The following is a 25,664-nucleotide window of genomic DNA, read 5'->3' as shown; positions in this document are numbered from 1 at the left end:
CTGTATGGTCCGGGCGATCAGCCCAGCACGACAATTTCCGCCACGTCGAACTCCACGCCGACCTCGTCCCCGACCTCGGGGGCGTCCCGCAGCGCACACGCGGCTTCGAGGCGCGGCGCGTCCTCCGGCTGGAGGTGCAGGGCGACATGCGTGCCCTTGAACGTCCGCGCGCCGACCGTGCAGCGCAGCCCCGCGTCGGCGGCGACAAGCCGCACACCGGCCGGCCGTACGAGCAGTGTGCGCGTGCCCTGCGCGGCGCCCTCGCCCACCGGCAGCTTGCCCCAGGGCGTGTCCGCGGCCTCCCCGGCCACGGTGCCCTCGACCACGTTATCGAACCCGAGGAAGCGCGCCACGAACTCGTCCACCGGCCGCTGCCACACCTCCAGCGGCGTGCCGGTCTGGGCGATCCGCCCGTCCCGCATCACCACGACCCGGTCGGCGAGCGCGAAGGCCTCGCCCTGGTCGTGCGTCACCGCCAGCACCGTGGTGCCCAACCGGCCGAACAGCTCGCGGAGTTCGACGACAAGGCGCTCCCGCAGCGAGCGGTCGAGCTGCCCCAGGGGCTCATCCAGCATCAGCAGCCGCGGCCGGGGGGCGAGCGCGCGGGCCAGCGCCACGCGCTGCTGTTCCCCGCCGGAGAGCGAGGCGACGGCCCGGCGGGCGGCGCCCGGCAGTCCGACCAGGTCGAGCAACTCCCGTACCCGCTCGGCCTGTTCACCCTTCGAGGCACCATGCATCCGCGCCCCGAAGGCCACATTGCCGCCGACGTCCCGCTGCGGGAACAGCTGATGGTCCTGGAACATCAGGCCGACGCCCCGCTTGTGCGCGGGCACCCCGGCCTGGTCCCGCCCGTCGAGCGACACCTGCCCGGCATCGAGGGGTTGCAGCCCCGCCACCGCCCGCAGCAGGGTCGACTTTCCGCTGCCGCTCGGCCCGAGCACGCACACGATCTCGTGCTCGGCGACATCGAGGTCGACGGCGTCCAGCACGGCCCGCCCGCCGAAGCGTACGGTCGCGCCCGCCAGACTCAACAGCATCTAGAACTCCCCCGTCCGATCCGTTCGCAGCCGCTCCAGCACCAGCAGCGCCACCGCGCACACCACCATCAGTACCGTCGAAAGGGCCATCGCCTGGCCGTAGTTGAGCTCGCCGGCGCGCCCCAGCAGCCGCGCGACGGCGACCGGCAGCGTCGGGTTGTCGGGCCGGGCGATGAACACGGTCGCCCCGAACTCGCCGAGCGACACCGCGAAGGCGAACCCGGCGGCGATCAGCAGCGCCCGCCGCACCATGGGCAGATCCACCTCACGCCAGACCCGCCAGGGCGAGGCCCCCAGCACCGAGGCCGCCTCGCGCAGCCGCTGGTCGACGGCCCGCAGCACGGGCAGCATGGTCCGTACGACGAAGGGCACCCCGACCAGCGCCTGGGCCAGCGGCACGAGGATCCAGGTACTGCGGAGGTCCAGCGGCGGCTCGTCCAGCGCGATCAGGAACCCGAACCCGACCGTCACCGCGGACACCCCGAGCGGCAGCATCAACAGCGCGTCGAAGCCCCGTACGAACCGGCCGGCGTCCCGTCGGGTCAGCGCAGCCGCGGCCAGCCCGCCGATCAGCACGGCGATGAGGGTGGCGACGACGGCGTACTGGAGCGAATTGCCGATCGCCTCGATCGGCGCGACGAGGAAGACCCCGCCGTCGGCGTCGGTCAGCGCCCGGTAGTAGCCGAAGTCGGGCGCGTCCAGCGAGCGCTGCACCAGCACGGCCAGCGGCAGCAGCAGGAGGACGACGATGACGGCCAGGACACCGGCCAGCAGCGCCCACTGCCCCGCCCCGCGCGGTCGCCGCGCGGTCACCGACGCGTCCACCAGGCGCAGGGCGCTCTCCCGTCGCCGTACCGTCCAGGCGTGCACGGCGAGGATCGCGCCCACCGCGAGGAACTGGATGATCGTCAGGACGGCTGCGGTGGACAGGTCGAAGATCTCGGAGGTCTGCCGGTAGATCTCCACTTCGAGGGTCGAGAAGGCCGGGCCGCCGAGGATCTGCACCACACCGAAGGAGGTGAAGGTGAACAGGAAGACCATCAGCGCGGCGGCGGCCACGGCGGGCGCGAGGGCCGGGAGGGTGACCTGACGCCAGGCTTTGAGGGGCGACGCCCCGAGCATCCGCGCGGCCTCCTCCTGCCGCGGGTCCAGCTGCGCCCAGAGGCCGCCGACCGTCCGTACGACGACCGCGTAGTTGAAGAAGACGTGCGCGAGCAGGATGGCCCACACAGTGGTGTCCAGCCGTACGCCCCAGAGCTCGTCGAGGAGTCCGCCGCGGCCTAGGAGCGCGAGGAACGCCGTACCGACGACGACCGTCGGCAGCACGAAGGGGACGGTCACGACGGCGCGCAGGATCTGTTTGCCGGGGAAGTCGAAGCGGGCGAAGACGTAGGCGCCCGGCAGCGCGATCAGCAGGGTCAGCGCGGTGGAGGCGAGGGCCTGCCAGGTAGTGAACCACAGGACGTGCCGGATGTCGGACTGCCCGAGCACGTCCGCGAGGCGCCCGAACTGCCATACCCCGTCCACCTGCAGACCGCGCGCGACGATCGCGGCGACGGGGTAGGCGAAGAAGAGCGCGAAGAACGCGACGGGCACGGCGACGAGGCCGAGCCGCGTCGCCGCGCCCCTCTTCCGCCGGGCGGCTACTTCAGTACGAGCGAGGTCCACGACTTGACCCAGTCGTCACGGTTGTCGGCGATCTTCGCCGGGTCCATGGTCTCGGGATCCTCGGCCTGCGGTCCGTACTTCGTGAACTCCTCGGGCACCTGGGCGGCCTCCACCACCGGGTAGACGAACATGTTGAGCGGCATGTCGTCCTGGAACGTCCTGGTGAGCATGAAGTCGAGGAGCGCCTTGCCGCCCTCGGCGTTCGCCGCGTTGCTCAGCAGGCCCGCGTACTCGACCTGGCGGAAGCAGGTGCCCGTCGCGACACCCGTGGGCGCGGTCGTCGGCTTCGGGTCGCCGTAGATCACCTCGGCGGGCGGCGAGGAGGCGTACGACACGACGAGCGGCCGGTCGGCCTTGGCCTTCTTGCCGCCGGCCGAGCCGGAGAACTCCTCGTTGTAGGCCTGCTCCCAGCCGTCGACGACCTTCACGCCGTTGGCCTTCAGCTTCTTCCAGTAGTCCTCCCAGCCGTCGTCGCCGTACTTCGCGGCGGTGCCGAGCAGGAAGCCGAGCCCGGGCGAGGAGGTGGAGGCGTTCTCGGTGACGAGGAGGTCCTTGTACGCGGGCTTGACCAGGTCGTCGTACGACGTCGGCGGGGCCAGCTTGTGCTCGCTGAAGTACGCCTTGTCGTAGTTGACGCAGATGTCGCCGGTGTCGATCGGCGTGACCCGGTGCTGGTCCTGGTCGGCCCGGTACCGGGCCTCGATCTTGTCGGCGCCCTTCGGCTCGTAGGACTGGAACAGCCCGTTGTCGAGCGCCCGCGAGAGCAGGGTGTTGTCGACGCCGAAGAAGACGTCGCCCTGCGGGTTGTCCTTGGTGAGGATGGCCTTGTTGACGGCCTGCCCGGCGTCGCCGTCCTCCAGGACCCTGACCTTGTAGCCGGACTGCTTCTCGAAGGCGGCGAGGACGTTCTTCGAGACGGCCCACGAGTCGTGGGCGACGAGCGTGACGGTCTTGGAGCCGGAGCCCCCGGCGTCGGACCCTCCGGAGTCGGACGACGACGCGCACGCGGACAGGCCGACCATACCGAGGCCCACGACGACGGCCGCGAACCGCTTCTGGGTGATGCTCACTGAATTCCTCCTGGGTGACCAGGAAGAGACGCGGCCCTGCCCGCGGCCTCTGGGGTCCCGGGCAGGGCGCAACAGCTTGAGTAGTGACCGAACTTCCTACCCAGAATGACCTGGGCGAGGTTCAGAGGGTCTGCGGCCCGAATGCCGCACTCTCAGCGCTGTGGCGCTCCCCTGTCGGAATATGAAGATGTGCTTACTGCGGTCTTACGGTGGCCAGACTACCGCTCGGTCGCGGCGAGCTGCCCGCACGCTCCATCGATTTCCTGACCACGGGTGTCCCGGATCGTCACCGGCACACCGTGCGCGGCGATGGCTTCGACGAACGCCTTCTCGTCCTCGGGCCGGGAGGCGGTCCACTTCGACCCCGGCGTGGGGTTCAGCGGGATCAGGTTCACATGCACCGGCTTGCCCTTGAGCAGCCGCCCGAGCCGGTCACCACGCCAGGCCTGGTCGTTGATGTCCCGGATGAGGGCGTACTCGATGGACAGCCGACGGCCGGACCTGGCGACGTACTCGAACCCCGAGTCGAGCACCTCACGTACCTTCCACCGCGTATTGACGGGCACCAGGGTGTCGCGCAGCTCGTCGTCGGGCGCGTGCAGCGAGATCGCGAGCCGGCACTTGAAGCCCTCGTCGGCGAACCGGTGGATGGCCGGGACGAGACCGACGGTCGAGACGGTGATGCCGCGCTGGGAGAGCCCGAGCCCGTCCGGCTCCGGATCGGTGAGCCGCCGGATGGCGCCCACGACCCGGTTGTAGTTGGCGAGCGGCTCCCCCATCCCCATGAAGACGATGTTGGACAGCCGGGCGGGCCCCCCGGGGACCTCCCCGTCCCTGAGCGCCCGCATCCCGTCAACGATCTGGTGGACGATCTCGGCGGTCGACAGATTCCGGTCCAGCCCCGCCTGCCCGGTCGCACAGAACGGGCAGTTCATCCCGCACCCCGCCTGCGAGCTGATGCACATGGTCACCCGGTCCGGGTACCGCATCAGCACCGACTCGACGAGCGTCCCGTCGAACAGCCGCCACAGCGTCTTGCGGGTGTCTCCCTGGTCGGTCGACAGATGCCGTACGACGGTCATGAGCTCGGGAAAGAGCTCCTCACGCAGCTTGGCGCGGGCCCCGGCCGGGATGTCTGTCCACTGCTCCGGGTCGTGCGCGTAGCGCGCGAAGTAGTGCTGCGAGAGCTGCTTGGCACGAAACGGCTTCTCGCCGATCGCGGCGACGGCGTCCTTACGCTCACCGGGCGTGAGGTCGGCAAGGTGCCGCGGCGGCTTCTTGGCTCCGCGGGGGGCTGCGAATGTGAGTTCTCCGGGCTTAGGCATGGCTGTACCAGTGTCGCAGATCGAATGGTGTGGCCCGGAGCCGAGGCGGGCGCGGTGATCGTCGTCGGCCCGCCTTCCGGAGGGACCTGAGGCACAGACCGGCGAGGAGCCCTAGGCCCTGTCGTTTGGCGACGCCGGGGTGATCCAAACGACCGGGCCTAGTCGACCGTCTCGTCCTGCGGTCTGGGAGTGCGCCCTCTGAGCACTGTTCTTCCTCGGAAGAGCTCCAAGCGGTCTCCGAAGAGGTCGGCACCGATGACCGGGACGTCGATCGGCACCCTGAGCTGCACTTTGAGGTCGGTCACCGCGGCCAGCGGCTTCAGGTCGAGTGGTTCGCCGTGGGTGAAGCGGGAGCGCTCCACGGCGCGCAGGGTGAGCCGCAGATCACGGAGCGCGGGGAACGTCTCCGCGATCCGTCCGAGGTCGGAGGGGTCCTCCAGTCTGGTCAGGGACAGCGTGGTGACGCGGGGAAGGGGCCGTACGAGGCCGAGATCCGGAATCCGCCGCAGCTCGACGTGCAGCTCGCTGAGTTCCGGCAGCTCTCCTACGAGACGCAACGCGTGGAATATGTTCACGGGTCCGGCGAGACGCAGGCTCTGCAGGCCGTGCCACTCGGGCAGGGAGTCGAGGGGCACGGACTGCAGCACCTTCAGGGTGAGGTGCTTGATACCGGGATGCGCGCGGGGCAGAGCATCACGGCAGGCGAAAGGGAGTGGCTCCAGGACGAGCTCCTCCAAGGTCTCCATGCTGCTGATGGCATCCAGCGCGGCCGGGGGGAAGTGCTCGGCGCCGAGTGAAAGGCGGCGCAAGGGCAGAGCAGCGAGTGCCGACAGATCCGTGACCCGGGAACAATTCGTGACCTGGAGCACACGGAGGTCCCGCTGTCCGGCCAGGAACGCGAAGTTGTCGACGGACGGATTGCCGATCAGGGACAGCTCTCGCACCCTCCCTTCGGGCAGGTCCCGGGCCACCGCCGCGGGGGGCAGCAAGCCGCGGAGTATCAGTGCTCCCAGCGGGCCGAGCTCGCGGAGCTGCGCCAGCTTCTCGAGGTTGTTGATGTTCAGCGGGAAGCCCTTGAGAGAGATCTGGGAGAGTACCTCTCGGGCGTACTCCCGAATGGGGAACCGCCCCCAGCTCAGGGCCAGGCGGTGCCGTACGAGGCGTTCCCCGCGCGCCGTGAAGCGGCTCATGATCTCCATGGCTTCACGGCCCGCCACACCTGCCGCGGTCTGCACCACCCGGGCGGCCGCTTCCTTCCCGAGACCCTCGGGCCCCGGCAGCAGTGGCAGCACGTCCGGTCCCAGCGACACGAGCCGGTCGACGTCTTCGAGCGTCGGCGGCATGAGCCGCCCCAGGCGCTCCTCCACCTCGTCCAGGTCCTCGAAGTAGGCCGATTCGAAGGCGCAGTGCGCCGCCAGGACGTACAGATCGGCCCGGTTCTCGCGGTCGTCCGCGGAGTCGCCCTGGGCGATCAGGTTCTCCACGATCTTCCGCGTCTGCCCCCGGTCGCAGTGCCCGGCCACGAGCCGGATCACGTCCTGCCACTCTTCCTCGACGGCATGGCGCAGCAACTCGTTCAGGGAGCCGCTCTCCCGGAACTCCTTGGCGGCCAGGTAGTCCTGGAACGTGCGGTGGATGAACTGGATCGCGTCCCGGCTGCGTTCCTGGAGCAGGCCGCTGCGATTGAGGAGGTGGATCAACAGCTGCTCCGGGGTGGCGCTCTTGCGGACCCGGGCCATGCCCTTCAGGGCGAGGGTTATCTGTTCGATCGCGTCCTCGTGCGACAACTGGGTCTGGCCGCCGCGCACCAGCCAGACGGCGATGCGCTGCAGCAGCTGCTGCTGTTCCTCGACGCCGAGTGTGATGCCCTCCGCGGCACCTACTTGCCGCTGCTTGTCCCGGCTGCCCAGAAGCATGGCCAGCGCGGAGCGGTACAGAGCCCAACGACTGTCCGGCAGCAGGCCCCGGTTGCGGTGGTGCAGGGCACAGATCACGGCGCAGAGCAGTGGGGTCCGAGCCAGGTCCCGCAGCGCGGTATTGCGGGCGAGCTGCTGGTTCAGATCCCGCTCCAGTCCGGCCAGTTCGTCACGGCAGCCCACGGCGGCGCGGTGCCATGCCGCCACGAACTCTCGGATGTCCGGGTCACGCATCGGCAGCAACCGCAGCTCGTCGAATCCCTCTTCGGTGAGCCAGCTCTCCTCGACGGCCAGGGGGCGAACCGTCACCATGCACCGCGTCTCCGGGAACCGGTGGAGAACCTCGGAGAGCCAACCGGCAGCGGCCGTGCGGTCCTCACGCGGCACTTCGTCCAACCCGTCGACCAGGAGCAGCCCCCGGCCGGACTCCAGAACCCGACGGGCCCAGCCCTCCGGCGGGTTGTCGACCTGGAGTTCGGCGGCGAGGGGAAGTTCGGCCGGCTTGGGGAAGGGGCGGCCCTGGGCACGGATGCTGCGCAGCGGCACGACGAACGGCACCAGGTGATTGAGGTCGGCGAGTTCGGGGCCCAACGTACCCGCGCCCGCGTGCGCCGCCAGCCACCAGACCAGGGTGGTCTTGCCCGCTCCGGCCTCGCCGCGCAGCAGGATCCGGGGACGGTCGGCGAGCAGGTCGTTGACGCGCTGGGGGCCGGGGCCGGGGCCTGGCAGGCGCTGTTTCGCCGGGGCGGAGGTTTCGGCCTCCAGCGTCAGATACGCGGTCTCCAGGTCCCACGTGGACTCGTTGCGCCCGAGTTCCTCCAGGCCGAAGATCTCCGTCTTGCGGTAGCGGGCGCTGACGGCGTTCGCGTAGTCCGGCTCGTAGCGCAGGTCCTGGCGGTGGAAATCCGTGACGCGTTCCAAGCGGAAGGAGGCATGCAGGCGGCGGAACCGGTCGCAGAACCGCTGGTCCGCCATCAGGTGCGGTACGGCGAGCGCCGTGACGCGCTGGTGGTTGCGTTGCCTCGGTATCTCTGTGACCAGGCCCAGGAGGACGGGTCCGGCGAAGAGCGGGGACCCGGACAGGCCGGCCAGGGGCGAGGCGCCGTCATCGCGTTCGGTGGCGGGAGGCAGGTCCAGCGCGCAGGTCAGATCACCGCGGACGCGCCCGGCCACCGGGAGCACCGTTCCGGTGTACTGGTCCAGGTCGAGCCGGCCCTCGGCACCATATCGCTGTACGTCCGGAAAGCCGATGATCTCGCAGTGGGGCAGGGGTGACTCGGTGGCCAGCTCACCGAACCGGATGCTGCCGAGCACCGCGGCCTGGTCGGCGCTCAGGACGTTCCGTTGGGCCAGCAGCAGGGCCGCGTCGAGCTCGGCGCTGTACCAGACCACTTCGCAGGGAACGAGGTCGGCGCTGCGCGGGTGGGCCACGGAGAGGGACCGGTCCTGGGCCTGCCCCGAGAGCAGCTGGCCGCTGCTCAGCAGGTGTGCGCTGGTCAGGACGAGGTGCGGGGCGAGCAGTACACCGGTGCCCTGGTCCTTGCCGAGCACGGCCACCACACGCTCGGCGGGGTGGGCGGCCGGGGCGGCTTGGGCGCCTCCTTGACGGGCGGTTGCGGTCACTGAGGCCCGAACCCGGCGACGCTGCCCCGGTTCTGGTTGCCCACCTTCCAGGGATCACCCGTGCGGTTGTCCTTGGGCTTGAGCGTGAACGCCACCCGGTGGGTTCTGGCCGAGGTCCGCGTCACGTCCGCTCCGGCCTCCAGGACCCAGGCCTTGACCTTGCCACCGCCCTTGAGCTCCTTGCGCAGCTCCACGGTGAACTCCATCTGGATATCGCCCAGTTCGAAGCTCAGGTCCTGCCCCTCCGCGCGCGCGGCCGCGGCGGTCAACCCGTCCCGGATGGCCTGCACGGCCTTGTCCAGTTCAATGGCATGTTCCGTACCGTCATGACCTTCGCCGGTCACATCGCCCCCCGTTGCATATCGCCCCCGTTGCACTGATGTTGGATCAGCAGCGTAGCGGTGCGCACCTGGCCGTGCCGGGGCTTCGCTCCTTCCACGGAAGGGAGTTGGGGGACCGATCGTCCTGGACAAGTACTGGAGCGCCGGCTGCTCCCGTCACGACGAGCGCATCAGGCGTTGCTGTAGCCCGCCGCCGTCGTCCTGACCGCCGGGCTCGTCACCGGCTGCGACCTCGACGCCAAGTCCCTCGGGGGACCGCCTTCAGCAGGCCGACGTGATCGCCGCCGCGCGGAAGGGCGAGCAGCTCGACGCGATCGACATCACGACGGACGACGACAGGGCCGGCAAGGCGGTCGCCGACTTGAACCAGGCGATCGAGGACTACAGCAGGGCCGTCCTGTACGACGACACCGCCCGGACTCCCGCTGGATCGAAGCCGTGGCGGAGGAGGGGCTGAGGGGACGTCCGCCCGTCGTAGGGGCGGTACGGCTAGCCGTTCGTGCGTTCCAGCCTCTCCTTGAGGAGTCGCTCGTCACGCGGGAGTTCCTTGCGGACCTGCGGTCGGACGACGAGGGGCACCAGTACCTTGCCAAGGCCGTGCCCTTCGAAGTCGATGTCGATCGTCACGCGGGAGCGGCGGCCGCCGTCGAGCGGCTCGATCTCACCGTGGGCGCGAGGCCTGACGGGGCCGTCGATCCCGTGCAGATCCCAGCTGTGCGGAGGGTCGAGCTCGTCGAACTGCACGGTCATCGGAACCTCGCGGGTGCCGATACGCCGGGTGACCCGGACCCGGGAGCCGGTGTGGATGGGCCCTTCGTCGAGCGGTTCGGCCGAGACGGCGCTCAGCTGCCACTCCGGCAGATGGGACGGCTCGACGACATACGCGTAGACCTCGTCCGGCGTGCGGTCGACATCGATGATTTCTCGGATGATGGCCATGACGACCCCCTTTGCGGTGTCTTGAGGGCATACACCGGAATCGTCCCACCGGACGCCCCGGGACACCATCGCGCGCCTCGCGCCTCGCATCACACGCCTCGCATCGCACGCCTCTTGCCTCGCGCCACGACCGCACCACACGCCGAGGAGCCCCCGCTCGGCAAGAGCGAGGGCTCCTCAGGTCGGCCCATCCGTCAGCCGGACCCCACAAACAGCACCATCAGCAGCCACACCACGGGCGCCGTGGGCAACAGCGAGTCCAGCCGGTCCATGATCCCGCCATGCCCCGGCAGCAGCGTGCCCATGTCCTTGATGCCCAGGTCCCGCTTGATCATCGACTCACCGAGGTCGCCCAGCGTGGCGCTGGCCGCGACCGCGAGGCCCACGAGCAGGCCCTGCCACCAGGTGCCGTCGTCGATCAGGAACTCCATGCACAGCGCGCCCGCCACCATCGCGAAGCTCACCGCGCCGAGCAGGCCCTCGCGGGTCTTGCCGGGGCTGATGCGCGGGGCGAGCTTGTGCTTGCCGAAGCGCCAGCCGACGGCGTACGCCCCGGTGTCGCTGACGACCGTCAGGAGCAGGAACGTCAGGACGCGGAACGCCCCGTCGTCGGCGGTGAGCATCATCGCGACGAACGTCGCCAGGAACGGCACGTAGAACGCCGCGAAGACGCCCGCGGTGACGTCCTTGAGGTAGCCCTCCGGTGGCGCCGTCATCCGCCAGACCAGTACGGCCAGCGCGGTCAGCGCCATCGACACCCAGGCGCCCTCGGCACCCCGGACGTACCCGGCGATCACCATGGCCGCGCCACCGATCGCGAGCGGGACCAGAGGCGCCTTGACGCCCTTGCGCTCCTCGAGCCGCTTGGTCAGCTCCCACAGGCCCACGACGACGGCGACCGCGACCACACCGACGAACACGGCCTTGACGACGAACAGCGAGGCGACGATCACCACGCCGAGCGCGACACCGACTCCTATGGCCGCGCCCAGGTCACGCCCCGCGTTCTTCTTCTGCGGCTGGGGCGCCGGCTGCGGGGCGTCGGGCATGGGCTCCGGATTCTGCGGCGAAGCCTCGGAGGGCCGCGCCTGCGGCGAGTCGTACGGCCGCGCCTGCGGCGGCTGTTCGCGGAACAAGGGGCCGCTCAGCCGAGCGGCCCCCCGGTCGTCATCCTGGTCTCCGCCATACGCGGGTCCCTCGGGCACGATGGGCATGGGGCGAGTCTGCTGCGCCTCAGGCGCATCGTACGCGGGACCCGCCGGGGCAGCCCCCTGGACAGGTCCACGCGCGGTGGCCCCCCAGTAACCGGCTTGCCCGGCTTGTGGCGGTGCCCCCCAGGAAGAGTCGTTCATCAGACCTCGAGCAGCTCCGCTTCCTTGTGCTTGAGGAGCTCGTCCACCTGCGCGACGTACTTGTGCGTGGTGTCGTCGAGTTCCTTCTCCGCACGGCGGCCCTCGTCCTCGCCGATCTCGCCGTCCTTGATCAGCTTGTCGATGGCGTCCTTCGCCTTGCGGCGGACGGAGCGGATGGACACGCGCGCGTCCTCGGCCTTCCCCTTGGCGACCTTGATGTAGTCGCGGCGGCGCTCCTCGGTGAGCTCGGGGAACACCACTCGGATGATGTTGCCGTCGTTGCTCGGGTTGACGCCGAGGTCGGAGTCGCGGATCGCCTGCTCGATGTTGCGCAGCGCGCTCTTGTCGAACGGGGTCACGACGGCCATGCGCGGCTCCGGCACGGAGAACGAAGCCAGCTGGTTGATCGGCGTCGGCGCACCGTAGTAGTCGGCCACGATCTTGTTGAACATCGCCGGGTGCGCACGGCCGGTGCGGATCGCGGCGAAGTCCTCCTTGGCGACCACGACGGCCTTCTCCATCTTCTCCTCGGCCTCGAGGAGGGTCTCTTCGATCACCACTTGCTCCTGCGTGTCTTGAGTAAAGGCCCGGCTGCGGTTCCAGGGTGGGGGGCGGCGGCCGGCTGCGTCGCGTCTTCTTCCTGCACGGTTCCCGACCGGCAGGACATTGTCCATCCCCCGGTCAGGGTCCGTCCCGTCCGTCCCCCGGACGGGCTTGTTGTCGGAGCGTCAGCCCCGACCGCCCTGCTCATCCACAAGCGTGCCGATCTTCTCACCCTTGACGGCGCGCGCGATATTGCCCTCCGCCAGAAGCTCGAAGACGAGGATCGGGAGCTTGTTGTCGCGGCACAGCGTGACCGCCGTGGCGTCGGCGACCTTGAGGTCGCGGGTGATGACCTCGCCGTAGCCGAGGGAGTCGAACTTGACGGCGTCCGGGTTGCGCTTGGGGTCGGAGTCGTAGACCCCGTCCACACCGTTCTTGCCCATGAGCAGCGCCTCGGCGTCGATCTCCAGGGCGCGCTGGGCGGCGGTGGTGTCGGTGGAGAAGTACGGCATGCCCATACCGGCGCCGAAGATGACCACGCGGCCCTTCTCCAGGTGCCGCACGGCGCGCAGCGGGATGTACGGCTCGGCGACCTGGCCCATGGTGATGGCGGTCTGGACCCGGGAGTCGATCCCCTCCTTCTCCAGGAAGTCCTGGAGGGCGAGGCAGTTCATCACGGTGCCGAGCATGCCCATGTAGTCGGAGCGGGCCCGGTCCATGCCGCGCTGCTGGAGTTCGGCGCCGCGGAAGAAGTTGCCGCCGCCGATGACGACCGCGACCTGCGCGCCGTCGCGGACGACGGCGGCGATCTCGCGGGCGATCTTGTGCACCACGTCCGGGTCGACGCCGAGGCCGCCACCACCGGAGAACGCTTCTCCGGACAGCTTCAGCAGAAACCGGCCGCTTACTTTGCCGTCGTCGCTCTTCTGGGCCTTGGTGGTCATCGAGATCCCGCCTTTGTTACGTGGTGCACATACGAAGAAGGCCATTGCCGGTTGGGGCGTGTTTCGCATCCCATGCGCGGCAATGGCCTCCTCGTCAGATCTGCTGTCGTCCGTCACGCGCGCGTGCGTGGTGACGGCGTCCGCGGACGACTTCCCTCGACCTTATCGGGGTCGGGCGTCGATCGCGGTACGGACTCAGATGCCGACCTTGATGCGCGAGAAGCGCTTCAGGGTGACACCGGCCTCGTCCAGAACCTTCTGGACGGACTTCTTGTTGTCGAGCGCGTACGGCTGACCGAGCAGCGTGGCGTCCTTGAAGAAGCCGTTGAGGCGACCCTCGACGATCTTCGGCAGGGCGGCCTCGGGCTTGCCCTCGGCGCGGGTGGTCTCCTCGGCGACACGACGCTCGGACTCCACGACCTCGGCCGGAACGTCGTCCTTGGAGAGGTACTTCGGCGCGAAGGCGGCGATGTGCTGGGCGATGCCCTTGGCGACCTCGGCGTTCGGCTTGTCCAGCTCGACGAGGACACCGATCTGCGGGGGCAGGTCGGGCATCGTGCGGTGCATGTACGCGAGCACGAAGCCGTCGCCGTACTGCGCGAAGCGGTCCAGGACGATCTTCTCGCCCAGGTTGGCGTTGGCCTCGTCCACGAACGCCTGGACGGTCTTGCCGGCCTCGATCTCGGAGGCGAGCAGCGCCTCGATGTCGGCCGGGGAGGTCTTGGCGACGTGCTCGGCGATCGCGGTGGCGACGGCCTGGAACTTGTCACCCTTGGCGACGAAGTCCGTCTCGCACTTCAGCTCGACGAGGACACCGGAGGAGTTGTCGTCAGCGATGATCGAGACCACGGCGCCGTTCTCGGCGGAGCGGCCTTCGCGCTTGGCGACGCCCTTCTGGCCCTTGATGCGGAGCGCCTCGACGGCCTTCTCGACGTTGCCCTCGGCCTCGTCCAGCGCCTTCTTGCAGTCCATCATGCCGGCGCCGGTGAGCTCACGGAGCTTCTTGACGTCAGCGGCGGTGTAGTTCGCCATGAGTCTGTGAATCTTTCTCGAAGTCTGGAAGATCGAAGATCTACGGGGTCTACGGCCCCCATGAAGGCGGGAGCCGCTGACCTTCCGTCGACCTACGGGTGAACGGCGGGAGCGGACTTGATGTCACCGCTCCCGCCGTCAACGCTGACGGTGTCAGGCCTGCTCGCCCTCGGCGGCCGGAGCCTCGGCCGCGGGGGCCTCGGCGGCGGGAGCCTCAGCAGCAGGGGCCTCGGCGGCGGGAGCCTCGGCGGCCGGAGCCTCAGCAGCAGGGGCCTCGGCGGCGGCCGGAGCCTCCTCGGCCTTCTTCTCACCCTCGAGCAGGTCGCGCTCCCACTCGGCGAGCGGCTCGCCCGCGGCCTTCTCACCCTTGTCGCCGGTGGCGACGCCGGAGCGGGCGATGAGGCCCTCGGCGACGGCGTCGGCGATCACGCGGGTGAGCAGGGTGACGGAGCGGATCGCGTCGTCGTTGCCCGGGATCTTGTAGTCGACCTCGTCGGGGTCGCAGTTGGTGTCGAGGATCGCGACGACCGGAATGTTGAGCTTCCGGGCCTCACCAACCGCGATGTGCTCCTTCTTGGTGTCCACGATCCAGACGGCGCTGGGCACCTTCTGCATCTCGCGGATACCACCGAGGGTCTTCTCCAGCTTGGCCTTCTCGCGCGAGAGCACGAGAAGCTCCTTCTTGGTCAGACCGGAAGCGGCGACGTCCTCGAAGTCGATCTGCTCGAGCTCCTTGAGGCGCTGCAGACGCTTGTAGACGGTCGAGAAGTTGGTGAGCATGCCGCCCAGCCAGCGCTGGTTGACGTAGGGCATGCCGACGCGGGTGGCCTGCTCGGCGATGGCCTCCTGCGCCTGCTTCTTCGTGCCGACGAACATGACCGTGCCGCCGTGGGCGACGGTCTCCTTGACGAACTCGTAGGCGCGGTCGATGTACGACAGCGACTGGAGCAGGTCGATGATGTAGATGCCGTTGCGCTCCGTGAAGATGAAGCGCTTCATCTTCGGGTTCCAACGACGGGTCTGGTGACCGAAGTGGACGCCGCTTTCCAGCAGCTCCCGCATCGTGACGACGGCCATGGCCGTATCTCCTTGAATGTTCTCGGTTGTGCCGCGGATGCCGGACGGCTTCCGCGCCTGACGCCCACATGCGCCGTGCCACGAAGGACCGAGGGGCGCTGACACGGACCGTTTCCGGGGGCCGTGTCGGGGCGTGCGAAGTCGACCCGGTGACCCGGATCGCCAGAAGAAGTGTACGGGACCCGCGGGGTGCCGGGTGACGCCGCTGTCCACAACCGGGGAGTTGTCCACAGATCCCGGCCATGATCGGCGGAGGTGCGGGACGGTTTCGCCATGCGAGAGATGCGATGCGCGGGGACGGTCAGGACATGCGTGCGGCTGCTGTTTCTGCTGCTCCTGACGGCGACCGTCCTGCTGGCCCCGGCCCCTGGACTGACCCCGACCGCCATGACGGTGCCCCCTGCCGCACCGGACCCGACCGTGCCGGCGGTCGGCCGGGCTTGGCCCGTGGGCTCCCGCCCCCCGATCCTCCGCGGCTGGGAACCGCCGACGACACCGTACGGGCCCGGCCACCGCGGCGTGGATCTGGCGGCGCTTCCCGGAGCGCCCGTGCGCGCGGTGGCGGCCGGGCGGGTGTCGTTCGCGGGCCGGGTCGCGGGAAAGGGCGTCGTGTCGGTGGAGCTGTCGGGGACGGGAGATCCACCGTTACGGGTGACGTACGAGCCGGTGCGGGTGTCGGTGAGGAAGGGCGACGAGGTGGCGGCGGGGGAGGTCGTGGGGACGGTCGAGGCGGCGGGCTCGCACTGCACGGGGACGTGCGTGCACTGGGGCTTGCGGCGAGGCGAGACGTACCTGGATCCGCTGTCCGTCCTGCCCTCATGGCTGCTGCGCAGGGGGCCGTCGAGGCTGCTGCCGGTGCTGGGGGTGCCGTTGCCGCCGTGAGCGGCGTTGCCGCCGACGCCCCCCGCCGTGCCGCCGTGACCGACGGTCCCGCCGACACCCCGCCCTGCCGTGCCGCCGTGAGAGGCCTAGCCGCCGACGCTCGCCTTGCCGTGCGGCCGTAAGCGGCGTTCCCGCCGGCACCCGCCCGCCGTTGCCGCCGAGCGGCGTAGCCGCCGACACCCGCCCTGCCGCAGCCGCGCCAGTCGGCCAAGCCGCAGGCAGGTGTGCCTCTGGGGCGGCTCCCGACCCAAAGAGGCGGCACACTGTCAGCGCCGGGCTGCTCGACCACCCCCGGTCGCCCCACCCCCGCTGGGCCCAGCGCCGCTCGGCCCAGCGCCCCGTACCCACCAGCTCCGGGGGCGCACCCCACCCGCGCCGGCCCCCGCCGACCCTCAGCCCCGAACGCCCCGCAACGCCATCGAGACAGCCGCATCCGTAATCGCCGCAGGCTCCTCCGCCGCCCCCAGCTCGATCCGCCGCACAGCCGCGTCCACGACGCCCTGCAACAGCATCGCCGCCAGCCGGGGCTCCGCGTGCCCCATCTCCCCCAGGGCCTCGACGATCATCGCGACCAGTCCACCGTGCGCCGCCCGGATCTTCTCCCGAGCTCCGGCGTCCAGCTCACTCGCGGAGATCGCCACCACAGCCCGGTGCCGCCGGTCCCCGACCAGCGCGAGCTGTTGCCGCACATAGGCCTCGACCTTGCCCTCGGCCGTGGCCGCCCGCTCCATCGCCGCCGAGACCTCCGCGGCCCACACGGGAAAGTCGACCTCGCACAGCTCCTCGACCACGGCGGCCCGGGAGCGGAAGTACTCGTACACGGACGAGCGCGCGAGGCCCGTCCGCTCGGCGAGAGCCGGGAACGTCAGCGCCTCCGTCCCGCCCTCGGACAACAGGGAACGAGCCGCGTCCAGCAGGGCGGCTCGCTGCATCGACCGGTGCTCGGCCACGGAGGCCGCTCGAATCCTTGGCACGTCAACCACTCTACGGACGCGTCACCGTGGACGGGAGTCTCTCCACGCAACCCCGCGCACGTCCCGCCAGGTCAACGACCGAAGCCGGCCAGCTTCGCCCGCAACTGCAGCACGGACTTGGTGTGGATCTGGCTCACCCGGCTCTCGGTGACGCCCAGCACGTTCCCGATCTCGGCGAGGGTGAGCCCCTCGTAGTAGTACAGCGTCACCACGGTCTTCTCGCGCTCGGGCAACGTGTTGATCGCCCGTGCCAGAAACCGCCGCAGCTCCCGGTCCTCGGCCACCTCGACCGGATTGTCCGCGGCGGTGTCCTCCAGCGTGTCCATGACGCTCAGCCCGTCGCCGCCCTCGCCTCCGACGTGCAGCAACTCCTCGAGCGCCACCACGTTCGCCAGCGACAACTGGCTGAAGACCGCGTGGAGTTCGTCCACCGCGATCCCCATCTCCCCGGCCACCTCAGTCTCGCTCGGCGTACGCCGCAGCCGCGCCTCCAGCGTCGCGTACGCCCGCTCCACGTTCCGAGCCTTCTGCCGCACCGATCGCGGAATCCAGTCCAGCGCCCTGAGCTCGTCGATCATCGCGCCCCGGATCCGTGTGATCGCGTACGTCTCGAACTTGATCTCCCGGTCGATGTCGAACTTCTCGATCGCGTCGATGAGCCCGAAGACCCCGGAGGACACGAAGTCGGCCTGCTCCACATTGGGCGGCAGACCGACACTGACCCGGCCCGCCACGTACTTGACGAGCGGCGAGTAGTGCAGGATCAGCTGCTCGCGCAACCGCTCGTCCCCCGTCGCCTTGTACGACCGCCACAGCTCGTCGAGCGTCGAGGGAGCGGGCGGCCGCACGCTGCCACCGTCACGGGCGGCTGGGGGGATCGCCGCCCGGTCGGACCCGGAGGTGTGCTGGGGCATTCGTCGCCTTGTGCCGTTCTGCCGTGAAGTGGGGGTGCCTGGGGGAGCTGTCGGTCTGATGTCGCGCTGGGGTCGTGCCGGGGACCTTCCGATGCCGAGGTGCCGGGCTGAGCCGGAATTCACGTGAGCGTAGCGTGACTGAGGTGTCGCGGTGCGCGAAGAGCGGAGCGCAAGCCGTGCGCAGATACGTTCCGCTGGGCGCCCTGTCGGGTCATGGCGGTCGCTCTACGTGATCACATGAACACCCCAACTGGGGGAATTCTCAAGGGCGTCCGTGTTCCCCCGTACGGCCGAACACGCTCGGTCAACATCGGCTCCGACCGGCGCGAACGGAGATCATCGACTGGCGTGTCAACTTCCAGCCGTCGCCGTGTCGTTCGACGTAACCCAGTGAGCGGAGTTCGTACAGTCTCGCGATCGCGTCATCCTCGCTGGTCTGCGCCCCGCGTGCCACCTCGTCCGCTCGCGCCGCGTGGCGACCGGGGAGCGCGGCCAGGACTCTGCGCGCCGCCGGCTCCAGCAGATCGCGCGGCAGGACGGGCCCGCGCCGCTCGGGGGCCAGCTCTCCCATGTCGCCCACGAGCTCGACGACCTCGGCGGTGTCGGTGACGAGCACGGCGTCACCGCGCAGGAGTTCGTGCACGCCCGCGGAGAGGCCGCTGGTGGCCGGCACGGAGACCCCCATCGTGTGACGTCCCAACCGCTGTGCGGCCCGTGCGGTGACCAGCGAGCCACTGCGATGGGCGGCCTCCACGACCACCGTGCCTCGTGTCAGGGCCGCGATCACCCGGTTCCGCACGATGAATCTGCTGGGCGTCGGATGCTCCCCCGGCGGCAGCTCGCCGATCACGAGTCCCTGTTCGGCGATCCTGTTGATCAACTGGGTGTGCCCGCGGGGATAGGGCCGGTCGACCCCGCACGCGAGCACGGCGACGGTGGCTCCGCCGGCTCCCAGGGCACCCCGATGTGCGGCACCGTCGACCCCGTAGGCGCCGCCGGACACGACCACCCAGCCCCGTTCGGCGAGCCCGCCGGCCAGCGTGACCGCCATGTGCGCGCCGTACTCGGTGCAGGCCCGGGCCCCGACGACGGCCACGGACCGCAACGCCCACATCCGCAGACTGGCCCGCCCCCGCACCCACAGGCCGATCGGCCGGGCGTCCCCCAGATCGTCGAGCTGCCCCGGCCACTCGACGTCCCCGGGGCAGAGGAACCGCACGCCGGCCTCCTGAGCGACGGCAAGATCCCGACCGGGCTCGGCCCGCAGCGCCCTGGCCCGCAGCCCCTCCCATCGCTTGTAACTCACCCCCGGCAGGGCCTCCGCCCCCTCCCGCAGTCGCCGCACCACTTCCCCCACGCCGTATTCCCGCACCCACCGCCCGGCGACCTCGTCACCGGGCTCGACGACCCGGCTGAGAAAGACCCGGCCGAGCAGTTCGTCGTCCGGAGCCTCACCCCGGTTCACGTCAGCGCCCCGATGGCCATGGGCACGCCACGCGGCACACCGGTGCGCAGCTGGAGTGCCAGGGCGACGTCCGTCGCGTCGGGCCGGTCGTGGCCGACGAGGTCGGCGACGCTCCAGGCCACACGCAGAACGCGGTCGAGTCCGCGCGCGGTCAGTACGCCGCGTTCCAGGTTCCGTTCCGCCTCCTCCATGGCGCCGATCGCGGCGTACCAACGGCTGCGCAGCTCACGGCCGGGGATCTCGCTGTTCGTCCGCCAGGGCGTTCCGGCAAGCCGGGCCGACGCCCGCTCACGGGCCGCGCGCACCCGGTCGGCGACCGTCGCGGTGGACTCGCCCCGGGCACCGCGCTCGGTCAGCTGGGCGCGGGTGACGCGGTCCACCTCGACCCGGAGGTCGACCCGGTCGAGCAGCGGCCCGGACAGCCGCGCCTGATAGCGGCGGATGACCGAGGGCGGGCACTCACACATGTCGTCCGTCCGGGAGAAGCGGCCGCACGGGCACGGGTTGGCCGCCAGCACCATCAGGAACTTCGCCGGGAAGCGCACGACGCCCGCGCTGCGCGCGATGACCACATGCCCGGCTTCCAGGGGCTGCCGCAGGGCGTCGAGGGCCCGGCTGCTGAACTCCGGTGTCTCGTCCAGGAAGAGGACTCCCCGGTGGGACAGGGACACCGCGCCGGGCCGCGCGATGCCCTGGCCCCCACCGACGAGCGCCTGCATCGTCGCCGAATGGTGCGGGGCGCAGTAGGGGGCCACGTCGATCAGGGGCTTTCCCGGAGGCAGCAGCCCCGCGACCGAGTGCACGGCCGTGACCTCCAACGACTCCTCCCTGGCGAGCCGGGGCAGGATGGCCGGCAGCCGCTCCGCGAGCATCGTCTTGCCGGCGCCCGGCGGGCCCTCCAGGAACAGGTGATGCCCGCCCGCCGCGGCGACCTCCACGGCGGTACGCGCCGACATCTGGCCCACCACATCGCCGAGGTCGTGCCCGTGGTCGGGCTGGGCGGCTCCCATGCTGTGGATGCCCGTGGCCGCGCCCGTCCCCGGCACGCGCAGACCCGCGAGCAGCGGATCCGGGCGGCCCAGGTCGTCGGGTTCCTCGTCGGGCACGGGTTCGTCCGCGAGTACGGCGATCAGCTGGCGCAGGCTGCGCACTCCGAGGACGGACACCCCCGGCACCAGCGAGGCCTCGGCCGCCGCGCACTCCGGCACGACCACCTGCTCATAGCCGGCGTCCGCCGCCGCCAGCACCGCGGGCAGGATGCCCCGCACGGGACGCACACGTCCGTCCAGGCCCAGTTCACCGATCATCACGATGTCGGCGAGAACCCGCGGATCGATCCGCTCGGAGGCACCGAGGACGGCACAGGCGACGGCCAGGTCGAAGCCGCTGCCCGCCTTGGGCACCGAGGCCGGGCTGAGTCCGACGGTGAGCTTCTTCTGCGGCCACTCTCCGCCCGAGTTGACGACGGCCGCCCGCACCCGGTCCCGGCTCTCCGTCAGACTCTTGTCCGGCAGTCCCACCAGCGTGAACGCCGCGACCCCCGGCTCCAGGTCCGCCTGGACCTCGACCACAACCCCCTCGACGCCCACGAGAGCCACCGAGCACGTACGCGCGAAACCCATGTCAGGCCACCCCTCGCGCGTGCTCGACCACGGGCGCACCGCGGTCGGGCAGGACGACGCCGACCAGGTCGATACGGACGCCTCCGGGTGGGGCCCCGCCGTGAGCGTGGATCCAGTGTTCCGCGAGGCCTCGCAGGCGCTGCGCCTTCTCGGGTGTGACCGCTGCCATCGGATGTTCGTAGCCGCCGGTCCTGCGGGTCTTCACCTCACACACGACCAGCACATCGCCGTCGCTTGCGACGATGTCGATCTCTCCGGTCCTGCCACAGCGCCAGTTGCGCTCCAGAACCCTCATCCCGGCCTCGGCCAGCCGCCGCGCGGCCAGATCCTCGCCGTACCTGCCGAGTGCACTGCGTGCGTTCATGTCGGCACCACCTCCGGCGCCAACGATGAGGGCAGCTCAGCGAGCTATTGGATCTTGGTGGACAAGTCCGCGACTGTGGATAACTTCCTCACCCCTGCGGGTGAGACATCACCGGACGTCACCCACCGGGAAGCTCGAGATCGCTCTTGTTCAGTTCCTCGATGTTCACGTCCTTGAACGTGAGCACGCGGACCTGCTTCACGAAGCGCGCCGGCCGGTACATGTCCCACACCCAGGCATCCGCCATGGACACCTCGAAGAACACCTCACCCTGGACCGAGTGCACCTGCATCTCGTAGTCGTTGGTCAGGTAGAAGCGCCGCTCGGTCTCGATCACATACTTGAACAGACCGACGACATCCCGGTACTCCCGATAGAGCTTGAGCTCCATCTCGGTCTCGTACTTTTCGAGGTCCTCGGCGCTCATGGCATGTTCCCCTTCAGCCGTGCGATCCCACCATTGTGCGCCAGTCCCGTCAGTACCTAGACAATTTCGGGGTCAAGGGTCACGGGCCCGGCGGGGGGACCTTCGTCGAGCAGTCTGCGCAGCAGCTCGGCGAGTCTGGTCGGATACACCGTCTCATGTGCTCGGGCAAGTTCCTCACACGTCCACCAGCGCGCTCCGGCGACGCTGCGCCGCTCCAGCTCGGTGAGGGCCAGGGCCCGCGTCTGCGTCTGTGTCGTGCGGGCCAGGTAGTACCACTCGTCCTGGTCCCAGCGGCGGCCCGCGAACGGGAAGGAGCACATCCGCCGCCACAGCACGGGGCCGAGCTCGACCTCCGTGATGCCGGTCTCCTCGGCGAGTTCCCGCAGTGCGGCCTCCGCGCGGGTCTCATCGCCCTCGACGCCGCCGCCCGGGGTGAACCACCAGTCGTCGGAGAGGTCCTCCGGCTCGTGACCGTGCAGCAGCAGAATGCGGTCCTGCGGGTCCAGGAGGACGACTCGGGCGACCTTGCGCAGCCCACCCTCGTACGAGTCACCGTACGGTTCCTTGCTCACGTCTGTCGCCTCAGCGGACACCCGCGGGCTCCGCGCCGGTCCGGGAGCGCTGGCTCAGCCGGTTCGCGACCGGGCCGTACGCACCGCCGCCGAGGACGAGCACCCCGCCGACGACGATCAGCACGACCATCGTCCGCAGCGGCCCCTGCGGCGACAGCGCGCCGAGCTGTTCGAAGCTCGCAGGGCGCTCCAGCATGCCGTTCATGGGCCATACGACGGCCTCCACCCGGGCCGACACGGCGCTGCGGGCCACGGTGCCCCTGGCGGCGTCCGTGAGGTGGGCGGTGGAGTCCAGGGAGCCGCTGCGCTCGTCGCCGAGCAGGAAGAGCCGGCCCTTCGGCACCGTCACCGTCGGGAAGTTCTGGAGCTCGGCCAGGCCGTCCTCGGCCAGATACGGTTCGTCGATCTGCTTGCCGTTGACGGTCAGCTTTCCTTCCGTGCAGCAGGCGACCGTGTCGCCGCCGACCGCGACCACGCGCTTGACGACGGGCGCGTTGCTCACCCAGGTCTTGTCGGTGAAGACGACGACATCGCCCCGGCGTACCTCGTCGCCGTCGACGCGCTGGGCCAGCACCCGGTCGCCCGCACCGATCGTCGGCGCCATCGAACTGGTGGGCACGGTGTACGGCCGGTAGACCACCGCTCCCCAGGCGAACCCGCCCAGGAACAGCACCAGGCCCAGCGCCACGGCCAGCCCGGACAACCGCTGTCCGGTCCGGCTGCCCGCCGGGCCCCTGCTCGCGCCACCGCTACGCGGCGCCGTACGTGTCGTGCTCTCGCCACCCATGGGTCCGCACCCTACCCGGCGGTACCGACACCGGGCAGCCCCTCCCGAGCGCCCGAGGCCACCGGCTCGGCAAAGCTTTCCCAAGCTCCCGTCGCCGGGCGGGGCGCCTCCCGGAAGGTGCGTCGGGCGGTCAGCGGGGCTCGGCCGCCCTGATCCGGCGCCTGCGCCACACCACCAGCGGCACCGCACCGGCCAGGGCGAGCCCCTGCGGCGCGACCGTGAGAGCTGCGGACCGGGCGCTCAGGTTCTGCTCGAAGGTGTCCGGGACGGGCAGGTTGTCCCAGCGGTTGATCGGCCAGGCGATGACGATGGCGCGGCCGACGACCTTGTCGACGGGGACCATGCCGTGGTTCTTGTCGGACTGGTTGTAGCGCGAGTCGCGGGAGTTCTGCCGGTGGTCGCCCATGACCCAGATGTAGCCCTCGGGCACCTTCACCTTGAACTGGCCGCCCTGGTCGTCCTGGCTGCACGGCGTGTTGCCGGGGTAGACGTAGGACGCCTCGCTCAGCGCCTTGCCGTTGACCTTCAGCGGGCCGGTGCCCTCGCACTCGACCGTGTCCCCACCGACGCCGACAACGCGCTTGATGAGGTCCTTCTCCTCCGCCGACGGCATCAGGCCGATCCAGCTGAGGAAGGTCTGCAGGGCGTTCGGGTCGGGAGTGGGCTCACCGGCCAGCCAGTTGTCGGGGTCGTGGAAGACGACGACCTCGCCGCGCTCGGGCTCGGAGCCGAACCAGGGGGTGAGCTTGTCGACCAGGACGCGGTCACCCTGCTGGAGGGTGTTCTGCATCGAGTCGGAGGGAATCGAGAACGCCTGCACCAGGAACGTCTTGATCAGCAGCGCGAGGACGAGCGCGATGCCGATGAGGATGGGCAGCTCCTTCCAGAAGGAGCGCTGCTTCTTCGGCCTGGGGACGGCTCCCGGCCCCTCACCGCCGGTCGGGGGCTCTCCGCCCGACCCTCCTCCGTCACCGTCTCCTCCGGAGTCATTCCCGGAGGTCACGACGTCGTCCGCGGCCGGGTCGGCTGCGTCCACGGGGCGTCCGCGGTGCTCCTCGCCGTCGTGCCCGGACCGTGCGCCAACCGCCACATCCCCCACGCCAACTCCTTACTCTGTGCCGCTGCCTGCCCCATATGCGGCGCAGGCCCACCACTCCCATAACGAGCGGGAGTTCCGCAGGGGTCGGGAGTTGGATCGTTCCGTTCGAATCGTCGGAAGCAACCCTATGCGACAGTGAGTCGGACGCGGTCGACCCGGTCGCCGAGTCGGACACCGAAGCGTAGGTCGTCGGCTCGTCCAGGGTGCTCCAGTGGCCGAAGGGCCAGGCGATCCACATGGCCCGTCCGACGACCTCGTCCTCGGAGACCGTACCGCCGTCCTGGTTCTGGTGCGCCCGGGAGTCCGCGGAGTTGGCGCGGTGGTCACCCATCACCCACAGCCGGCCCTGCGGGACGGTGACGTCGAACTCCTGACTGGAGGGGGCGTTGCCGGGATAGAGGTAGTCCTCGGTCAGGGGAACGCCGTTGACGGTGACCCGGCCTTGCGTGTCACAGCACTTGACGCGGTCCCCGCCGACGCCGACGACGCGTTTGATGAGGTCCTTCTCGTCGTCGGACGGCAGCAGGCCGATGAAGGTGAGTGCCTCCTTGACCTGCTTGACGACGACGGGGTCCTCCTTCTTCACCGTCGTCTGCTCGTCCTGGAGCCAGCCGCCGGGGTCCTTGAAGACGACGACGTCCCCGCGCTGCGGCTTCGACCCGAACCAGGGAGTGAGCTTGTCGACCAGGACGCGGTCGCCGATCTGGATCGTCTGCTCCATGGAGCCGGACGGGATCACGAAGGCCTGGACGAGGAAGGTCTTCAGGACGAGCGCTATGAGCACGGCAACGCCGACGAGAAGGGGTATCTCCTTCATCGCGGAGCGCCTGCGGCGCCGCTTGACCTTGCGCTGGAGCTTGCGCCGCTCCGCGCGCGTACGACCGCCGGCGGGGCTGGCGGCACGCCGGGCGCCGGTGGGCAGCAGATTGTCGGCGGCATTGCTCGATACGCCACGCGGCCTGCCCCGGTTACCCATGCGTGCCCTCCGCTGCGGCTGCGGGCACGCGCGCGTAGGCGTCCGGACGGTGCATACGGGTCCAGTGGGCGGCCGGCCATACGATCCAGTCGGCGCGGCCGATGACGTCCTCGACCGGGACCATGCCGCCGCCGGGCGAGCCCAGATGGTCCCGGGAGTCGCTGGACACGCGGCGGTGGTCGCCGAGGACGAACAGGGTGCCGTCGGGCACGACGACGTCGAACCGCACCGTCGACGGGCTGTCGCCGGGGTACAGGAAAGTCGACTCGTCGACCGAACGGCCGTTCACCTGGATCCTCCCCTCCTTGTCACAGCAGACCACGTGGTCTCCCCCCACACCCACAACGCGTTTGATGTAGTCGGCATCCCCGAAATAACCAGTTCCATCGAACACGACAACATCACCGCGCCGCGGTTCGGCACCGAAACGGTACGCCAACTTATTTACGAGAACGCGGTCGCCGACCCTCAATCCGGACTCCATGGATCCGCTGGGAATCTCGAACGGCCGCAGCACGAAGGTGTTGAGCAGCAACAGAAAGACCAGGAAGACCAGCAGGGTCAGGCTGATCCGCCCGCCGGGGAGCCACTCGGTGATCCGCGACACCAACGCGAAACGCGACCGTTCCTCCTGCCCCTCCGGGTCCGAGATCTCCTCGGAGTCGCAAGGGCGGGAGGAGCGGTCGCGCTCCGTCGGCTGTGCTTCGGTGTCCAT

General features: G+C 70.1%; 25 protein-coding genes and 1 riboswitch. Of the genes, 2 read left to right on the top strand and 23 right to left on the bottom strand.

The window, feature by feature from the left end:
* Positions 1–17: 17 nt before the first annotated feature.
* The 6 genes from ABIE67_RS33420 to ABIE67_RS33395 all read right to left on the bottom strand — a co-directional run bounded on the left by ABIE67_RS33420 (position 18) and on the right by ABIE67_RS33395 (position 8,983).
* Complete coding sequence (locus tag ABIE67_RS33420) at positions 18–1,037, bottom strand: ABC transporter ATP-binding protein (protein WP_370265099.1); 1,020 nt, start codon at positions 1,035–1,037, stop codon at positions 18–20.
* A complete protein-coding gene (locus tag ABIE67_RS33415; RefSeq protein ID WP_370265098.1) occupies positions 1,038–2,705 on the bottom strand; it encodes an ABC transporter permease in 1,668 nt (555 codons plus the stop codon).
* Positions 2,681–3,727, bottom strand: coding sequence for a thiamine ABC transporter substrate binding subunit (locus ABIE67_RS33410; RefSeq protein ID WP_370269191.1), 1,047 nt, complete (start codon positions 3,725–3,727; stop codon positions 2,681–2,683). Before ABIE67_RS33410 ends, ABIE67_RS33415 begins: the two co-directional genes overlap by 25 nt.
* A gap of 123 nt (positions 3,728–3,850) precedes the next feature.
* A riboswitch (TPP riboswitch) is annotated at positions 3,851–3,958 on the bottom strand.
* A gap of 35 nt (positions 3,959–3,993) precedes the next feature.
* Positions 3,994–5,100: a 23S rRNA (adenine(2503)-C(2))-methyltransferase RlmN gene (gene rlmN, locus ABIE67_RS33405; RefSeq protein WP_370265097.1), complete on the bottom strand. Its 1,107-nt coding sequence runs from the start codon at positions 5,098–5,100 to the stop codon at positions 3,994–3,996.
* Positions 5,101–5,258: 158 nt separating this feature from the next.
* Positions 5,259–8,639, bottom strand: coding sequence for an NACHT domain-containing NTPase (locus ABIE67_RS33400; protein WP_370265096.1), 3,381 nt, complete (start codon positions 8,637–8,639; stop codon positions 5,259–5,261).
* Complete coding sequence (locus ABIE67_RS33395) at positions 8,636–8,983, bottom strand: trypco2 family protein (RefSeq protein ID WP_370265095.1); 348 nt, start codon at positions 8,981–8,983, stop codon at positions 8,636–8,638. Before ABIE67_RS33395 ends, ABIE67_RS33400 begins: the two co-directional genes overlap by 4 nt.
* Before the next feature lie 271 nt (positions 8,984–9,254).
* Here ABIE67_RS33395 and ABIE67_RS33390 point away from each other — a divergent pair, with 271 nt between their 5' ends.
* Positions 9,255–9,437, top strand: a complete 183-nt coding sequence (locus ABIE67_RS33390; RefSeq protein ID WP_370265094.1) for a hypothetical protein — start codon at positions 9,255–9,257, stop codon at positions 9,435–9,437.
* Positions 9,438–9,469: 32 nt separating this feature from the next.
* Here the strand turns inward: ABIE67_RS33390 and ABIE67_RS33385 are convergent, their stop codons facing one another.
* The 6 genes from ABIE67_RS33385 to rpsB form a co-directional block, all read right to left on the bottom strand.
* Positions 9,470–9,919 carry an SRPBCC family protein gene (locus ABIE67_RS33385; RefSeq protein ID WP_370265093.1) on the bottom strand — a complete coding sequence of 150 codons (450 nt, stop codon included), beginning with the start codon at positions 9,917–9,919 and terminating at the stop codon, positions 9,470–9,472.
* Between the two features lie 194 nt (positions 9,920–10,113).
* The gene (locus tag ABIE67_RS33380; protein WP_370265092.1) at positions 10,114–11,271 is read right to left on the bottom strand and encodes a phosphatidate cytidylyltransferase; all 1,158 of its coding nucleotides are present in this window, start codon (positions 11,269–11,271) and stop codon (positions 10,114–10,116) included.
* Positions 11,271–11,828: a ribosome recycling factor gene (gene frr, locus ABIE67_RS33375; protein WP_147994035.1), complete on the bottom strand. Its 558-nt coding sequence runs from the start codon at positions 11,826–11,828 to the stop codon at positions 11,271–11,273. The genes ABIE67_RS33380 and frr overlap by 1 nt, the downstream gene beginning before the upstream one ends.
* 171 nt (positions 11,829–11,999) lie before the next feature.
* On the bottom strand, positions 12,000–12,758 hold the full coding sequence (pyrH, locus tag ABIE67_RS33370) for a UMP kinase (protein WP_370265091.1): 759 nt from the start codon (positions 12,756–12,758) through the stop codon (positions 12,000–12,002).
* Positions 12,759–12,953: 195 nt separating this feature from the next.
* A complete protein-coding gene (tsf, locus tag ABIE67_RS33365) occupies positions 12,954–13,790 on the bottom strand; it encodes a translation elongation factor Ts (protein WP_370265090.1) in 837 nt (278 codons plus the stop codon).
* A gap of 153 nt (positions 13,791–13,943) precedes the next feature.
* Positions 13,944–14,867: a 30S ribosomal protein S2 gene (gene rpsB / locus ABIE67_RS33360; RefSeq protein ID WP_370265089.1), complete on the bottom strand. Its 924-nt coding sequence runs from the start codon at positions 14,865–14,867 to the stop codon at positions 13,944–13,946.
* A 273-nt stretch (positions 14,868–15,140) separates the two neighbouring features.
* On the opposite strand from rpsB, the gene ABIE67_RS33355 reads away from it, so the two are divergent.
* Positions 15,141–15,749 carry a murein hydrolase activator EnvC gene (locus ABIE67_RS33355; RefSeq protein WP_370265088.1) on the top strand — a complete coding sequence of 203 codons (609 nt, stop codon included), beginning with the start codon at positions 15,141–15,143 and terminating at the stop codon, positions 15,747–15,749.
* Positions 15,750–16,141: 392 nt separating this feature from the next.
* Here ABIE67_RS33355 and ABIE67_RS33350 read toward each other — a convergent pair whose 3' ends face one another.
* From ABIE67_RS33350 to lepB (ABIE67_RS33300), 11 genes are all read right to left on the bottom strand, one after another.
* Entirely contained in the window at positions 16,142–16,699 is a 558-nt protein-coding gene (locus ABIE67_RS33350; protein ID WP_370269186.1) for a TetR/AcrR family transcriptional regulator, read from the bottom strand.
* A 95-nt stretch (positions 16,700–16,794) separates the two neighbouring features.
* The gene (gene whiG / locus ABIE67_RS33345; RefSeq protein ID WP_370265087.1) at positions 16,795–17,637 is read right to left on the bottom strand and encodes an RNA polymerase sigma factor WhiG; all 843 of its coding nucleotides are present in this window, start codon (positions 17,635–17,637) and stop codon (positions 16,795–16,797) included.
* Between the two features lie 304 nt (positions 17,638–17,941).
* The gene (dprA, locus tag ABIE67_RS33340) at positions 17,942–19,102 is read right to left on the bottom strand and encodes a DNA-processing protein DprA (protein WP_370265086.1); all 1,161 of its coding nucleotides are present in this window, start codon (positions 19,100–19,102) and stop codon (positions 17,942–17,944) included.
* Entirely contained in the window at positions 19,099–20,724 is a 1,626-nt protein-coding gene (locus ABIE67_RS33335; RefSeq protein WP_370265085.1) for a YifB family Mg chelatase-like AAA ATPase, read from the bottom strand. Before ABIE67_RS33335 ends, dprA begins: the two co-directional genes overlap by 4 nt.
* A gap of 1 nt (position 20,725) precedes the next feature.
* Positions 20,726–21,088 carry a YraN family protein gene (locus ABIE67_RS33330; protein ID WP_370265084.1) on the bottom strand — a complete coding sequence of 121 codons (363 nt, stop codon included), beginning with the start codon at positions 21,086–21,088 and terminating at the stop codon, positions 20,726–20,728.
* 118 nt (positions 21,089–21,206) lie between these two features.
* Positions 21,207–21,515, bottom strand: coding sequence for a DUF2469 domain-containing protein (locus ABIE67_RS33325; protein WP_003965949.1), 309 nt, complete (start codon positions 21,513–21,515; stop codon positions 21,207–21,209).
* A gap of 56 nt (positions 21,516–21,571) precedes the next feature.
* On the bottom strand, positions 21,572–22,108 hold the full coding sequence (locus ABIE67_RS33320; RefSeq protein WP_370265083.1) for an NUDIX hydrolase: 537 nt from the start codon (positions 22,106–22,108) through the stop codon (positions 21,572–21,574).
* The gene (lepB, locus tag ABIE67_RS33315) at positions 22,098–22,874 is read right to left on the bottom strand and encodes a signal peptidase I (protein ID WP_370265082.1); all 777 of its coding nucleotides are present in this window, start codon (positions 22,872–22,874) and stop codon (positions 22,098–22,100) included. The genes ABIE67_RS33320 and lepB (ABIE67_RS33315) overlap by 11 nt, the downstream gene beginning before the upstream one ends.
* 130 nt (positions 22,875–23,004) lie before the next feature.
* Positions 23,005–23,973 (bottom strand): signal peptidase I, encoded by a 969-nt coding sequence (gene lepB / locus ABIE67_RS33310; protein WP_370265081.1) that lies wholly within the window; start codon positions 23,971–23,973, stop codon positions 23,005–23,007.
* Positions 23,861–24,949, bottom strand: a complete 1,089-nt coding sequence (gene lepB / locus ABIE67_RS33305; RefSeq protein WP_370265080.1) for a signal peptidase I — start codon at positions 24,947–24,949, stop codon at positions 23,861–23,863. The genes lepB (ABIE67_RS33310) and lepB (ABIE67_RS33305) overlap by 113 nt, the downstream gene beginning before the upstream one ends.
* Complete coding sequence (lepB, locus tag ABIE67_RS33300; protein ID WP_370265079.1) at positions 24,942–25,664, bottom strand: signal peptidase I; 723 nt, start codon at positions 25,662–25,664, stop codon at positions 24,942–24,944. The genes lepB (ABIE67_RS33305) and lepB (ABIE67_RS33300) overlap by 8 nt, the downstream gene beginning before the upstream one ends.

Source organism: Streptomyces sp. V4I8 (genome assembly GCF_041261225.1).
GTDB lineage: Bacteria > Actinomycetota > Actinomycetes > Streptomycetales > Streptomycetaceae > Streptomyces.
This window is presented reverse-complemented; position numbering and strand designations above follow the sequence as displayed.